At 69.4% G+C, this 12,680-nt stretch carries 12 protein-coding genes; 6 read left to right on the forward strand and 6 right to left on the reverse strand.

What is annotated here, in order from left to right:
* Nucleotides 1-43: 43 nt before the first annotated feature.
* The gene (locus WA675_RS21680) at nucleotides 44-1,324 is read right to left on the reverse strand and encodes a cytochrome P450 (RefSeq protein ID WP_336086620.1); all 1,281 of its coding nucleotides are present in this window, start codon (nucleotides 1,322-1,324) and stop codon (nucleotides 44-46) included.
* A 133-nt stretch (nucleotides 1,325-1,457) separates the two neighbouring features.
* Between WA675_RS21680 and WA675_RS21685 the strand changes: the two genes are divergently transcribed.
* Both WA675_RS21685 and WA675_RS21690 read left to right on the forward strand, forming a co-directional pair.
* Nucleotides 1,458-2,621 (forward strand): steroid 3-ketoacyl-CoA thiolase, encoded by a 1,164-nt coding sequence (locus WA675_RS21685; protein ID WP_336086622.1) that lies wholly within the window; start codon nucleotides 1,458-1,460, stop codon nucleotides 2,619-2,621.
* 365 nt (nucleotides 2,622-2,986) lie between these two features.
* Complete coding sequence (locus WA675_RS21690; protein ID WP_019044759.1) at nucleotides 2,987-3,403, forward strand: helix-turn-helix domain-containing protein; 417 nt, start codon at nucleotides 2,987-2,989, stop codon at nucleotides 3,401-3,403.
* Nucleotides 3,404-3,669: 266 nt separating this feature from the next.
* On the opposite strand, the gene WA675_RS21695 is transcribed toward WA675_RS21690, so the two are convergent.
* From WA675_RS21695 to WA675_RS21715, 5 genes are all read right to left on the reverse strand, one after another.
* Nucleotides 3,670-4,704, reverse strand: coding sequence for a hypothetical protein (locus WA675_RS21695; RefSeq protein WP_336086628.1), 1,035 nt, complete (start codon nucleotides 4,702-4,704; stop codon nucleotides 3,670-3,672).
* Nucleotides 4,701-5,216, reverse strand: a complete 516-nt coding sequence (locus WA675_RS21700) for an ImmA/IrrE family metallo-endopeptidase (RefSeq protein WP_336086630.1) — start codon at nucleotides 5,214-5,216, stop codon at nucleotides 4,701-4,703. Before WA675_RS21700 ends, WA675_RS21695 begins: the two co-directional genes overlap by 4 nt.
* An 11-nt stretch (nucleotides 5,217-5,227) precedes the next feature.
* Nucleotides 5,228-6,457: a hypothetical protein gene (locus WA675_RS21705; protein WP_336086632.1), complete on the reverse strand. Its 1,230-nt coding sequence runs from the start codon at nucleotides 6,455-6,457 to the stop codon at nucleotides 5,228-5,230.
* Nucleotides 6,458-6,851: 394 nt separating this feature from the next.
* Entirely contained in the window at nucleotides 6,852-7,763 is a 912-nt protein-coding gene (locus tag WA675_RS21710; protein WP_336086634.1) for an SDR family oxidoreductase, read from the reverse strand.
* A gap of 144 nt (nucleotides 7,764-7,907) precedes the next feature.
* Nucleotides 7,908-8,684, reverse strand: coding sequence for an SDR family oxidoreductase (locus WA675_RS21715; protein ID WP_336086636.1), 777 nt, complete (start codon nucleotides 8,682-8,684; stop codon nucleotides 7,908-7,910).
* A gap of 70 nt (nucleotides 8,685-8,754) precedes the next feature.
* Between WA675_RS21715 and WA675_RS21720 the strand changes: the two genes are divergently transcribed.
* The 4 genes from WA675_RS21720 to WA675_RS21735 all read left to right on the forward strand — a co-directional run bounded on the left by WA675_RS21720 (nucleotide 8,755) and on the right by WA675_RS21735 (nucleotide 12,354).
* Complete coding sequence (locus WA675_RS21720; protein WP_336086639.1) at nucleotides 8,755-9,519, forward strand: enoyl-CoA hydratase family protein; 765 nt, start codon at nucleotides 8,755-8,757, stop codon at nucleotides 9,517-9,519.
* A 5-nt stretch (nucleotides 9,520-9,524) separates the two neighbouring features.
* The gene (locus tag WA675_RS21725) at nucleotides 9,525-10,403 is read left to right on the forward strand and encodes a CoA transferase subunit A (protein WP_336086642.1); all 879 of its coding nucleotides are present in this window, start codon (nucleotides 9,525-9,527) and stop codon (nucleotides 10,401-10,403) included.
* Nucleotides 10,400-11,200 (forward strand): CoA-transferase subunit beta, encoded by an 801-nt coding sequence (locus tag WA675_RS21730; protein ID WP_336086644.1) that lies wholly within the window; start codon nucleotides 10,400-10,402, stop codon nucleotides 11,198-11,200. Before WA675_RS21725 ends, WA675_RS21730 begins: the two co-directional genes overlap by 4 nt.
* 71 nt (nucleotides 11,201-11,271) lie before the next feature.
* Nucleotides 11,272-12,354: an NAD(P)H-dependent flavin oxidoreductase gene (locus WA675_RS21735; RefSeq protein ID WP_336086646.1), complete on the forward strand. Its 1,083-nt coding sequence runs from the start codon at nucleotides 11,272-11,274 to the stop codon at nucleotides 12,352-12,354.
* Nucleotides 12,355-12,680: the final 326 nt, after the last annotated feature.

Below are 12,680 nucleotides of genomic sequence, written 5' to 3' on the forward strand. Positions count from 1 at the left end.
TCGGCCCCGATACCTTCGCGGTATCGGGGCCGATTGCTCGAGGTCAGTGGGCGACCGGGCAGCCCTTGGTCTGGTAGTCGACGGGCAGTTCCTTGATGCCGTTGAGCCAGCCCGAGCGCAGGCGCTTGGGGTCGCCCATCTTGGTGATGTCGGGCAGGTGGTCGGCGATCGCGTTGAAGATCAGGTCGACCTCGAGGCGGGCCAGGTTGGCGCCGACGCAGAAGTGCGCGCCGGTGCCGCCGAAGGCCAGGTGCTGGTTGTCCTGACGCATGATGTCGAACTTCTCCGGGTTCTCGAAGACGTCCTCGTCGAAGTTGGCCGAGCGGTACAGCATCACCAGCCGCTGGCCCTTCTTGATCTGCACGCCGCCCAGCTCGGTGTCCTCGAGCGCGGTGCGCTGGAAGGAGGTGACCGGGGTGGCCCAGCGGATGATCTCGTCGACCGCGGTGGCCGGGCGTTCCTTCTTGAAGAGTTCCCACTGGTCGGGGTTCTCCATGAAGGCGATCATGCCGTGGCTGATGGCGTTGCGGGTGGTCTCGTTGCCCGCGACCGCCAGCAGGATGACGAAGAAGCCGAACTCCTCGGGAGTGAGCGCCTCCCCGTCGACATCGGCCTCGATCAGCGTGGTGACCAGGTCGTCGGCCGGACAGGCCTTGCGGGCCTCGGCCATCTGGTACGAGTAGCCGAGCAACTCCATCGACGCCTTGACCGGGTCGATGTCGACATTGTCGGGGTCGTCGTAGCCGGTCATGTCGTTGGACCACTCGAAGACCTTCATCCGGTCCTCCTGCGGCACGCCGATCAGCTCGGCGATGGCCTGCAGCGGCAACTCGCAGGCGACCTGGGTGACGAAGTCGCCCGTGCCCGCCTCGGCCGCGGCCTTGACGATGCGCTCGGCGCGCGCGGACAGCTCGGCGCGCAGACCGTTGACCGCGCGCGGGGTGAACCCCTTGGCGATCAGCTTGCGGAGCTTGGTGTGCTCCGGGGCGTCCTTGTTGAGGATGACGAAGCGCTGTAGCTCGATCTGCTCGCGCTGGATGTCGTCGTTGAAGCGCGGGATCGCGGTGTTCTCGTAGGTGGAGAACACATCGCTGCGCCGCGAGACCTCCTTGACGTCGGCGTGCTTGCTCACCACCCAGAAGCCGTCGTCATGGAAGCCGCCGACCTCCGGCGACTGCGAGTTCCACCAGATCGGCGCCGAGCGGCGCAGCTCGGCGAACTCCGCCACCGGGACACGCTCGGCGTAGATGTCCGGGTCGGTCACGTCGAACCCGTCGGGCAGGTTCGGCAGGGTACCCGTGGCTTCGTTGCGCGGATCTACCACCAGATGTCTCCTTCGACAAACTGAAACACGTTCTACAATCATTCAAGCACAGGGGGTTGCTGGTACGGAAGTACCTCGCGGTTTTACCCTGGGCTTGAGAACAGAACTTGTTGCAGTTACGAGGGAGAATCAGATGGGCACACCCGTGATCGTGGAGGCCGTTCGCACCCCGATCGGCAAGCGCCGGGGACAGCTTTCGGGACTGCACGCCGTGGAATTGCTCGGCCTGGCCCAGCGCGGGCTGCTCGACCGGGCCGGGCTGGATCCGACCGAAGTCGAGCAGGTGATCGGCGGCTGTGTCACCCAGGTCGGCGAGCAGGGCAACAATGTCACCCGCACCGCCTGGCTGCACGCTGGCCTGCCCTGGCAGACCGGCGCGACCACCGTCGACGCCCAGTGCGGTTCGGCCCAGCAGGCCAACCACCTCATCGCGGGCCTGATCGCCACCGGCGCGATCGACACCGGCGTCGCGTGTGGCGTCGAGGCGATGAGCCGGGTGCCGCTGGGCGCGAACGTCCCCAAGGACGGCGGCGCGCGCCGCCCGGCCAGCTGGTCGATCGATATGCCCGACCAGTTCGGCGCGGCCGAGCGGATCGCGCGCAGGCGCGGCATCACCCGCGCCGATGTGGACCAGTTCGGTTTGCGCTCACAGCAATTGGCCGCGCAGGCCTGGGCCGAGGGCCGCTTCGATCGCGAGGTGCTGACAGTCTCGGCGCCGGTGCTGGATTCAGAGGGACAGCCGACCGGCGAGAAGGTGGAGGTCACCCGCGACGGCGGCCTGCGCGCCACCACCCTCGAGGGCCTCTCGGCGCTCAAGCCGGTGGTCGAGGACGGCATCCACACCGCGGGCACCTCCTCGCAGATCTCCGACGGCGCCGCCGCCGTGCTGCTGATGGACGAAACCGTCGCGCGCCGAGAGGGTTTGCGTCCGCGCGCCCGCATCCACACCCAGGTGCTCGTCGGCGCCGAGCCCGAGTACCACCTCGACGGCCCGGTGCAGGCGTGCACGCGACTGCTCGAACGCTCCGGAATGTCGATTTCGGATATCGATGTTTTCGAGATCAACGAGGCATTCGCATCGGTTGCCCTTTCGTGGGCGTCTGTACACCAGCCGGACATGGATCGGGTAAATGTCAACGGCGGTGCGATCGCAATCGGGCATCCGGTCGGTTCCACCGGTTCGCGGCTGATCACGACCGCGCTGCACGAACTCGAACGCACCGGCGGCGGCACCGCCATGGTGCTCATGTGCGCAGGCGGGGCCCTCTCCACCGGCACCATCATCGAGCGCCTGTAGACTGGCCCTGACCGAAACCGGGCGCCCAGGTTGAACATTCATCCCAGGGCGCCCGGAACGTGTCGTACGCCACACAATCAAGGGGGCCGGGGGGACGATGACGTATCAGCTATCTTTGAGCTACCATGGGTCCATGGTGGAAGACCTCTGCGACGGGCACGAACTCGGACACCCTCCGGCTCCACAAGAGTCGTTGGCGTGGCCCGCAAACGCGACCGCCGCCGCCCCCGCACGCAGGTGAGGGCCGGAAATCGCAGAGAAATCCCGAATCAGGCGTAGGTTTTCAGTTACTGAGCCGCTAATATCAATGATACGTATCCGAGATAACGACTGTTAGTACAGTGAAGGGAATTGGGCGGCTCACAATGGCTGATTTCGCGGCGCGGCTGAACAAGCTGTTCGAAACCGTGCATCCCCCGGGGCGCAAGCCGCACACCAACGCAGAGGTTGCGGCTGCGCTGACTGCCTCCGGGCATCCGATCTCGAAGCCGTATCTCTCGCAGCTGCGGTCGGGACAACGAACCAACCCGTCCGACGAGACGGTGGCCGCCCTGGCGAAGTTCTTCAAGGTCAAGCCTGACTACTTCTTCAACGACATCTACGCGGCCAAGATCGATCACGACCTGGAGCTGCTCGCGCAGCTGCAGGGCTACGGGCTGCGTCGGCTGTCCAGCAGGGCATTCGACCTCTCGGAAGAATCACAGAATCTGCTCACCTCCATGGCGGAGAAGCTTCGGGCCAGCGAAGGTTTGCCCGAAATCCCGCCGGATGGAACGGAATAGGAACCACACGGCGGTCGGCCTGACGCACCTGATGGTGTCCTGGGACCGGCCGTAGAGGACCGGATACGCACAGAGAACGGGCCTGAGACGGTGCAACCCACCAGCTCAGGCCCGTTCTCTGTGTTATTTGGCGGCTGGCGCCGCGGTTCTCGGCCCTGTAACCCCGGTTCTTCCCTCCCTCCGGGCACTCCTTCGTCGCACCCTCCGGTCAGTCCAGAACCGGGGCGGGCCGAGAACACAACAGTTGGACCAGGCCAGGTCGGTGCTCAGCCTTTAGACGCCGCGGTCTTCGGTGCCGATCCCGCTGCGGCGACGGCTTCCTCGTACTTGCTGGCGAGGGCGAGGACCCAGCCACGGGGGCTGACGCCGGGGGGTGGGGCGATCCAGCGGGCGTCGACGAACAGCTCGCCCAGGGGATTCCGGGTCCACTCGGCCACCACGGCGGCGCGTTCGGGGATCGAGTTCGGGGGCTCACCTGCGGCCGGGATGACGATGCCGCTGCCGGAGAGCAGATACAGCGCGTCCATCACCTGGGCGACGTGGTCGGAGGCCTTGAGCTGGGCGGACGTGGCGTTCTGCTCGGGGGCGACCACCTCGGGGAAGCGGCCGACCATGAGTTTGTGCAGCGGGCGGATGCGGCGCAGCAGCACCCGAGCCCGCCACCACAGCTCGATCACGATGGAGACCGCGCCCAGCGAGATCAGCAGGCTCGCGATCTCCCAGGCGGCCCAGCCCCACAGCGGCTCACCGGGCGGCGGCGGGACGGCGCCCTGGAGCGCGCGGCCCGCGTTGGCCACGGCCAGCACGGCGACCAAAGCCGTTCCGGCGGTGTAGATCGCGATGCCACGGCCCAGGGTGGTCCAGTCCAGATTGCGCAGACCGGTGGTCACGATGAACACCGCGCCCAGCGCGACGAAGATCCAGCCGAAGGTGAACGACCACGCCAGGGTGATCGCGATGGCCAGCGCGCCGAGGCCGTAGACCACCAGCGCGACCTGGCGCAGATTGCGCCGCGAGACCACCGGCCAGGCCGCCGAGGCGACCACCGAGGTGGCGGTGGTGAACAGGATCCAGGCCGAGACGACGATGCCGGTGGACAACCAGCCGTTGTGCACGCCGCCGGGCAGCAAGTTGTCGACGGCGACCGCGATGTCGGGAATGGCGACGGTCGCGGCGAGCGCGACCGCGGCCACCGCGACGACAATGGCCACGCGGGCGGTCGTGGCGGGCTTGACCAGCACGCGACCCACTCGCGCACCCGCGGCAACCCAGACCAGCAGGGCTGTCAACCAGAGTGTCATCCGAGTGCCTCATCGAATCGAAGGACCGAGACGCCTGCGCCCCGGTTGTTGAACACGCGCAACCGGGTCATGAGCATGGCCGCGAAGGTCTCGGCCTCCCATTCGGCCAGGTCGTCGGAGCCGTCCTCGACGATCTGGGCGTGCGCGCGCTGGCTGAGCATGTAGGCGATCAGGTCGTCGCTGACCTCGAGGGTGGTCTCCACCGCGGGCGCGCCCTCGTGGTCGAACACGATGTGGCCGAGTTCGTGGGCGAGGGTGTGGTCGCGGCTGGGCAGGGCGTCGGCGAGCACGATGATGTCGCGTTCCGGGTAGAACCGGCGCTGACCACACACCCCGGGCCCCAGCTGCGCGCTGGTGATCTCGATCTCGCGGTCACGTTCCAGCGAGACCGCCGCCACCACCTCGTCGAGGGTGGTCGCGTCGGAGTCGGCGGCCACCGCGCACACGGCGTCGACGGCGGCGGCCACGCGCCGGTAGGACCGGGAGGTGCTCTGGGTCTTGCTCCTGCTCATCGAAGATCCCCTCACGACCTCGGTCCGAAGAACTCGGCACGCGCCGCGTTCACCCGTGCCTGGGCGGCCGCGGCACCTTGGAAACTCACCGCACCCGAACCGGTTCCGGCCAGGGTGAGCGCGATCAGGCCACCGATCACCGACAGCAGCTTCGGCTCGGGCAAGCCGCTGTTGTCACTGGTCGGCACGAACTCGTGGTTGGGCTTGGCGGCCGGGGCCGGGGCCGCGGCGGGCGGCGCGGCGGGCGCCGGTGCCTCTGGGGCAGGCGGCACGGCAGCCGGAACCGGTGCTGCCACAGCGATATTCGGCACCGAGACCGACGGCGCGGCGGGGGCTGGGGGGATGGCGATCGGCGGTAATGCGGGCGCCGCCGGGGCGCTCGGGAGCGGAATGAGCAGCAGGAGCAGCGGGCTGGCCGAGCCGACCGCGGCGGAACCCACGGCGGCCGAACCGGTCGCCGCCGAACCCGCGCCCGCCGAACCGACGGCGGCCGAGCCGATTCCAGCGGAACCGACTGCGGCGGAACCGGTTCCGAGAACCGCCGAGCCGAGTCCGAGCGCGGCGGAGCCGGTGCCCGCCGCCGCCGAACCGACGGCGGCCGAGCCGGTACCGAGAACCGCGGCGGCGCCCGCCGAGCCCGTTGCGAGGACGCCCGCCGCACCGGCGGAACCGGTGGCCAGGACCGCGCCGACACCGGCCGAGCCGGTGCCGAGGACCGCGGCGATGCCTGCCGAGCCCGTCCCGAGGACGGCTCCCACACCCGCCGAACCGGTGCCGAGCAGGATGCCGAGGCCCGCCGAGCCCGTGCCGAGCGCGAGGCCCGCTGCCGCGGAACCGGCGCCTGCCGCGGAACCCGCGGCGGCCGAGCCGGAGGCGGAACCGGAGCCCGCTACTTCCTTGGTGGGGATGGCTTGGTTGGGCTGGCCGGGGATGGAGAGCGGCTGCCACTCGTCTTCGGAGACGGGGGCGCCTGCCGGGTTGCCGCCGGGCTGTCCCCCGCCGGAGCCGCTCGGGACGCCGAGCTGGGCTGGGTCGCCGTTGTCCGGGCCGTTGTCCTGGCCTTGGTCGTTGCCTTGCCCCGGGCCGTTGCCCTGGCCCTGGCCCTGGCCCTGGCCCTGGCCCTGGCCCTGGCCCTGGCCGGGAGTCTGGTCGCTGTCGGCGCAGTTGTTGCCATTGCCGTTGCCGCCACCCCGGCCACAATTGTCACGCTGACGTTCCCCCGGCGCACCGGGCAACCTCAACTCGGGATGATCGCTACCCTGGCCGCTATCCCCCTGACCATTGCTCCCGGCCCCGCTACTACCGCTACCGGGCGACTGGGCGGCGGGTGTGGAGGGCTTGTCCGGGGCGGCGACAGCGACCGCTGGCCCGAGTAGCGCACAGCCCGCCAGCACACTCGCAGCGGCAAATACGCGCAACATGCGACCTACGGCCATGCGCTTGTCATCCCCTTCGTTCCCGGCGCAGCATTACCCCCGGTCGCGATTCATGCCGGGATCGACGAACAGTAGCCCATAGTAAACCCACCGCTGGTCCCCCGCAGCGGAGAGCAAAAGTCGTACAGCCCCCTGAACGCCCGTGAAATGGCAAAGCACAGGTCCCGGGAGATTCCCGGGACCTGTGCTCCGAAGTTTGCTATGCGCCGTAAACCGGCTCCGGCGGGGTGCTCTTCTCGATCAATTCGGCCACCACCGGGCCCAGCTCGGCCGGGTTCCAGCGGGCGCCGCGGTCGACCGGGGTGCCGTGGCGCCAGCCCTGGGCGAGGGCCACCTTGCCGCCCTCGACCTCGAACATCCGCCCGGTGATCCCGGCCGATTCGGTGCTGCCCAGCCAGACCACCAGCGGGGAGATGTTCTCCGGCGCCATGGCGTCGAAGCCGGATTCCGGCGCGGCCATGGTGTCGGCGAAGACGGTCTCGGTCATCCGGGTGCGGGCGGCCGGGGCGATGGCGTTGACGGTGACGCCGTAGCGGCCGAACTCCGCCGACGCGGTGAGGGTGAGCCCGGCGATGCCCGCCTTGGCGGCGCCGTAGTTGCCCTGGCCGACGCTGCCCTGCAAACCGGCACCGGAGCTGGTGTTGATCACCCGGGCGTCGACCGGACGACCGGCCTTGGCCTCCCCGCGCCAGTATTCCGCGGCGTGACGCATGGTGGCGAAGTGGCCCTTGAGGTGCACGCGGACCACCGCGTCCCACTCGTCCTCGCCGAGGTTCACCAGCATCCGGTCGCGGACGAACCCGGCATTGTTGACCAGCACGTCCAGCCCGCCGAAGGTGTCCACGGCCTGGCGGACGAGCCTGCGCGCGCCCTCCCAGTCGGCCACGTCGTCGTAGTTGGCCACGGCCTGGCCGCCCGCCGCGACGATCTCGTCAACCACCTGCTGCGCGGGCGTCTCGGCGGTCTCGGCGCCGTCGAGCGCGGTGCCCACATCGTTGACCACCACGCGCGCGCCCGCCGCGGCGAAGGCCAGCGCGTGCGCGCGCCCGATCCCCCGGCCCGCGCCGGTGACGATGACCGTGCGGCCTGCGCAGATCTGCTGGTCGTCCATGTTCGAAGCTCCTGTGTTTGTTGGCGGCTGGCGCCGCGGGTTTTCGGCCTCGTGACCCCGCATCCGAGGGGCGATACTTCGGCTTCGCCGTTACGTCTCGCCCCTCGGATGCGGGGCGGCCGAAAACCGTGGTGGTTGATGTGGTCAGTGGTTCGTCGTGGCGGCGTCCAGGAAGGCTGGGCGTTCGCCGCCGCCGTGGACGAGCAGGGTGGCGCCGCTGACGTGGGTGGCCAGCGGGGAGGCCAGGAAGAGGGCGGCGTTGCCGACGTCGGCGGGGGCGGCCAGGCGGCCCATCGGGACGGTGCGGGCGACCGCGGCCACGCCGTCGGCGTCGCCGTAGTGCAGGTGGCTGAGTTCGGTCTCCACCGGGCCGACGACCACCGAGTTCACCCGCACCTTGGGCGCCCATTCGACGGCCAGTGAGCTGGCGAGGTTGTCCAGTCCGGCCTTGGCGGCGCCGTAGGCGGCGGTGCCGGGCGAGGGGCGGTGGCCGCTGACGCTGGTGATCATCACGATCGAGCCGCCCGCGTCCTGCTTCCGCATGACCGCGTTGGCGTGCTGGGCGATGAGCAGCGGCGCGAGCAGATTCAGCTCGACGATCTTGGCGTGGAACTTCGGGCTCGCGGCCTCGGCGAGGGCGAAGGGGGCGCCGCCCGCGTTGTTCACCACGTGGTCGATCCGGCCGTGATCGGCCACGATCCGGTCGAACATGGTGGCGACGGCGTCGGGATCGCGCACATCACAACTGTGGTGTTCGGTGCCGCGATCACCGACCGTGATCGGCTCGTCGGCGGGCCTGCGCGCGCAGGTCAGCACGGTCGCGCCCGCGGCGAGGAAGGCCCGGCTGATCCCGGCGCCGACGCCGCGCACTCCACCTGTCACCAGAACGATCTGCTCGGAAAGGTCGATTTCTACAGCCACCGTGTTAACCTACCAAGCAATTGCTTGCTTTGTCTCGGGTTCGCCGAGGCGCGCACGATGGGACACCGCGATGGGGATCAACCGTCACACCGAGACCGAGGGCGTCGAAGTCGTCACGGTCGACTATCCGCCGGTCAACGCACTGCCCTCGGAGGGCTGGTTCGCCCTGGCCGAGGCCGTCCGGGCAGCCGGGCGCAACCCGGAGACCCGGGTGGTTGTGCTGCGGGCGGAGGGACGCGGCTTCAATGCCGGGGTCGACATCAAGGAGATGAACGCCGATACCGGCCACACCGCGCTGATCCGCGCCAATCACGGCTGCTTCGACGCCTTCGCCGCGGTCTACGACTGCGAGGTGCCGGTGGTCACGGCGGTCAACGGCTTCTGCCTCGGCGGCGGCATCGGCCTGGTCGGCAACTCCGACGTGATCGTCGCCTCCGACGACGCCACCTTCGGTCTGCCCGAGGTCGACCGGGGCGCGCTCGGCGCCGCCACTCACCTGGCCCGGCTGGTCCCCCAGCATCTGATGCGGACCATGTTCTACACCGCGGGCAAGCTCACCGCCCAGCAGCTGCACCACTACGGCTCGGTGTATCAGGTGGTGCCGCGCGCCGAACTCGACGCCGCGGCCATGGAGGTCGCCAAGAACATCGCCGACAAGGACGGCCGGGTGATCCGGGCCGCCAAGCGCGCGCTCAACGGCATCGACGTGCAGGACGTGCACCGGTCCTACCGCTATGAGCAGGGCTTCACGATGGAGCTGAACCTCGCCGGAGTCGCCGACGAGATCCGGGCGCGTTTCGACGACGATCTCGCCGCGCAGAAGAAGGAGAAGTAATCGCCATGCGCGACAAGACGATGACGCTCGACGAGGTGGTCGGCGAGCTGCGCAGCGGCATGACCATCGGCATCGGCGGCTGGGGTTCCCGGCGCAAGCCGATGGCGCTGGTGCGCGCGCTGCTGCGCTCGGAGGTCACCGACCTGACCGTGGTCAGCTACGGCGGTCCGGATCTGGGTCTGCTGTGCTCGGCGGGCAAGGTCCGCAAGGCCTACTACGGCTTCGTGTCGCTGGACTCGGCCCCGTTCTACGACCCGTGGTTCGCCAAGGCGCGCACCTCGGGCGCGATCACGGTGCGTGAGATGGACGAGGGCATGGTCAAGTGCGGCCTGCAGGCGGCCGCCGCCCGGCTGCCGTTCCTGCCGATCCGCGCCGGTCTCGGTTCCGCGGTGCTCGACTTCTGGGAGGGCGAACTGAAGACGGTCGCCTCGCCGTACCCCGCCGCCGACGGCCGCACCGAGACGCTGGTGGCCATGCCCGCGCTGAATCTGGACGCCGCCTTCGTGCACCTGGATCTGGCCGACAAGCACGGCAATGCCGCCTACACCGGTGTCGACCCGTACTTCGACGACCTGTACTGTCTGGCCGCCGAACGCCGTTACGTCACCGCCGATCGCCTGGTGGAGACCGAGGAGCTGGTGAAAGCCGTTCCGCAGCAGGCGATCATCCTCAATCGCATGCTGGTCGACGGCGTGGTGGAAGCGCCCGGTGGCGCGCACTTCACCTTCTCCGGCAGTTACGGGCGCGACGAGAAGTTCCAGAAGCACTACGTCGCCGCCGCAGCCACCGACGAGTCGTGGGCCGAGTTCAAGGCGCGCTATCTCGACGTCTCCGAGGCCGAATACCAGGCCGCCGTCCACGCTTTCGCCGAGGAGCAGAAATGAGTGCAGCATCGCTGAGCGATTCCGTGCGGGGTGGCGGCCGGGAGACGGGTGGGCATGTGACCCGTGCTGAAGTCTGCGTCGTCGCCGCCGCGGAAATCTTCCGTGGGGCGGGCGAGATCATGGCCAGCCCCATGTCGACGGTCACCACCATCGGCGCGCGCCTGGCCCGGCTCACCTTCGAACCCGATCTGCTGCTGTCCGACGGCGAGGCGCTGTTCTTCGCCGAGGTCCCGGCGATCGGCGCCAAGGCCGCGATCGAGGGCTGGATTCCGTTCTCGAAGGTCTTCGATGTGGTCGCCTCCGGGCGCAGGCACGTGGTGATGGGCGCCAACCAGCTCGACCGGTTCGGCAACCAGAACCTGTCGGCCTTCGGCCCGCTCCAGCAGCCGACCCGGCAAATGTTCGGGGTGCGCGGCGCGCCGGGCAACACCATCAACCACGCGACCAGCTATTTCGTGCCCCGGCACAGCAAGCGGGTCTTCGTCGATCAGGTCGACATCATCTCCGGTATCGGTTACGACCGTGTCGATCCGGCGAACCCGGCCTACCGGTTCCACCACTTGCACCGCGTGGTCACCAACCTGGGCGTGTTCGATTTCGGCGGTCCCGACCACACTCTGCGCGCGCTGTCGCTGCATCCGGGCGTGAGCGCCGACGAGGTCGCCGAGAACACCTCCTTCGAGGTCGCCGAGCTGGGTCAGGCGGGCGAGACCCGGCTGCCCACCGAGGACGAGCTGCGCATCATCCGGACCGTGCTCGACCCCAAGGGTTTCCGCGAGAAGGAAGTGGCGGCGTGAGCGGTCAGCGGCCGGAGGCGGCAACGGAGCGCAACCACGCAGGCCGCCCGAGCACGCCGAGGGGAGACAGCATGAGCAGGTTGCGTACGCCGCTGACCGAGCTGGTCGGGATCGAGCATCCGGTCGTCCAGACCGGGATGGGCTGGGTCGCCGGGCCGCGTTTGGTCGCGGCCACCGCCAACGCGGGCGGCCTCGGCATCCTGGCCTCGGCCACGATGACCTTCGAGGAGCTCGAGGCGGCGATCGCCAAGACCAAGTCGCTGACGAGCAAGCCCTTCGGCGTGAACATCCGCGCCGACGCGACCGATGCCACCGAGCGCATCGACCTGCTCATCCGCGAGCAGGTCAAGGTCGCCTCCTTCGCGCTCGCGCCGAAGCAGGACCTCATCGCCAAGCTGAAAGACGCGGGCGTGGTGGTGGTTCCGTCGATCGGCGCGGCCAAGCACGCGGTGAAGGTGGCCTCCTGGGGTGCCGACGCGGTGATCGTGCAGGGCGGCGAGGGCGGCGGGCACACCGGTCCGGTGGCCACCACGCTGCTGCTGCCCTCGGTGCTCGACGCCGTCGACATCCCGGTGATCGCGGCGGGCGGCTTCTTCGACGGTCGCGGCCTGGCGGCGGCACTGAGTTACGGCGCGGCCGGGGTGGCCATGGGCACCCGCTTCCTGCTCACCCAGGAGAGCACCGTGCCCGAGGCCGTAAAGCAGGAGTACTTGGCGCGCGGGCTGCAGGACACGGTGGTGTCGGTGAAGGTCGACGGCATGCCGCACCGGATGCTCAACACCGAACTGGTGGACAAGCTCGAGCATTCCGGCGGCTGGCGCGGGTTGTCGGCGGCGGTCGGCAACGCGGCCAAGTTCAAGTCCATGACCGGCATGAAGTGGTCGACGCTGGTGCGCGACGGGCTGGCGATGCGCAAGACCAAGGACCTCAGCTGGTCGCAGGTCGTGATGGCGGCCAATTCGGCCATGCTCACCAAGGCGGGCCTGGTCGAGGGCCGCACCGACGCGGGTGTGCTGCCCGCGGGCCAGGTCACCGGCATCATCGACAGCCTGCCGACGGTGGCCGAGCTGATCGACCAGATCGTCACCGACGCGGTCGCCCGGATCGACGCCGTCGCCGCGCTGACCGGCGAACCGGCCATCGACCAGCACTGAGAAGACTGGGCGGCCGAGTCCGCCCGCCCAGGCGACCCGACATCGCCTGGGCACCCGACCTGCCGTTGACCCGGCGAACCGACGCCATCCCCTCGCGCCGACGGACGAGCCACCGTCTGCGGGGAGGTGGCCGAGCACCGGGCCGGGTGCGCGCCCACGAAGTGCGCACCCGGCCCGGTGTTTTTCGTGCTGTCCCGGGTAACGGCGACGCTCTACAATGTGATGTATATCACGTAAGGGTGGGCCCGTCGGACCCACCGAACATCGACCGGCGCGGAGGCCTATCAGTGGTCGGGGCGTAGTCCCCCACGCTGATGGGAGGTTTG

The organism is Nocardia sp. SSK8 (assembly GCF_037034205.1).
Lineage (GTDB): Bacteria > Actinomycetota > Actinomycetes > Mycobacteriales > Mycobacteriaceae > Nocardia.

What these genes read in the sequence shown, in the direction of transcription:
- WA675_RS21685 (WP_336086622.1), top strand. Translation starts at nt 1,458, where the DNA reads ATGGGCACACCCGTGATCGTGGAGGCCGTTCGCACCCCGATCGGCAAG.
- WA675_RS21690 (WP_019044759.1), top strand. Translation starts at nt 2,987, where the DNA reads ATGGCTGATTTCGCGGCGCGGCTGAACAAGCTGTTCGAAACCGTGCAT.
- WA675_RS21695 (WP_336086628.1), bottom strand. Translation starts at nt 4,704, where the DNA reads ATGACACTCTGGTTGACAGCCCTGCTGGTCTGGGTTGCCGCGGGTGCG.
- WA675_RS21700 (WP_336086630.1), bottom strand. Translation starts at nt 5,216, where the DNA reads ATGAGCAGGAGCAAGACCCAGAGCACCTCCCGGTCCTACCGGCGCGTG.
- WA675_RS21710 (WP_336086634.1), bottom strand. Translation starts at nt 7,763, where the DNA reads ATGGACGACCAGCAGATCTGCGCAGGCCGCACGGTCATCGTCACCGGC.
- WA675_RS21720 (WP_336086639.1), top strand. Translation starts at nt 8,755, where the DNA reads ATGGGGATCAACCGTCACACCGAGACCGAGGGCGTCGAAGTCGTCACG.
- WA675_RS21725 (WP_336086642.1), top strand. Translation starts at nt 9,525, where the DNA reads ATGCGCGACAAGACGATGACGCTCGACGAGGTGGTCGGCGAGCTGCGC.
- WA675_RS21730 (WP_336086644.1), top strand. Translation starts at nt 10,400, where the DNA reads ATGAGTGCAGCATCGCTGAGCGATTCCGTGCGGGGTGGCGGCCGGGAG.
- WA675_RS21735 (WP_336086646.1), top strand. Translation starts at nt 11,272, where the DNA reads ATGAGCAGGTTGCGTACGCCGCTGACCGAGCTGGTCGGGATCGAGCAT.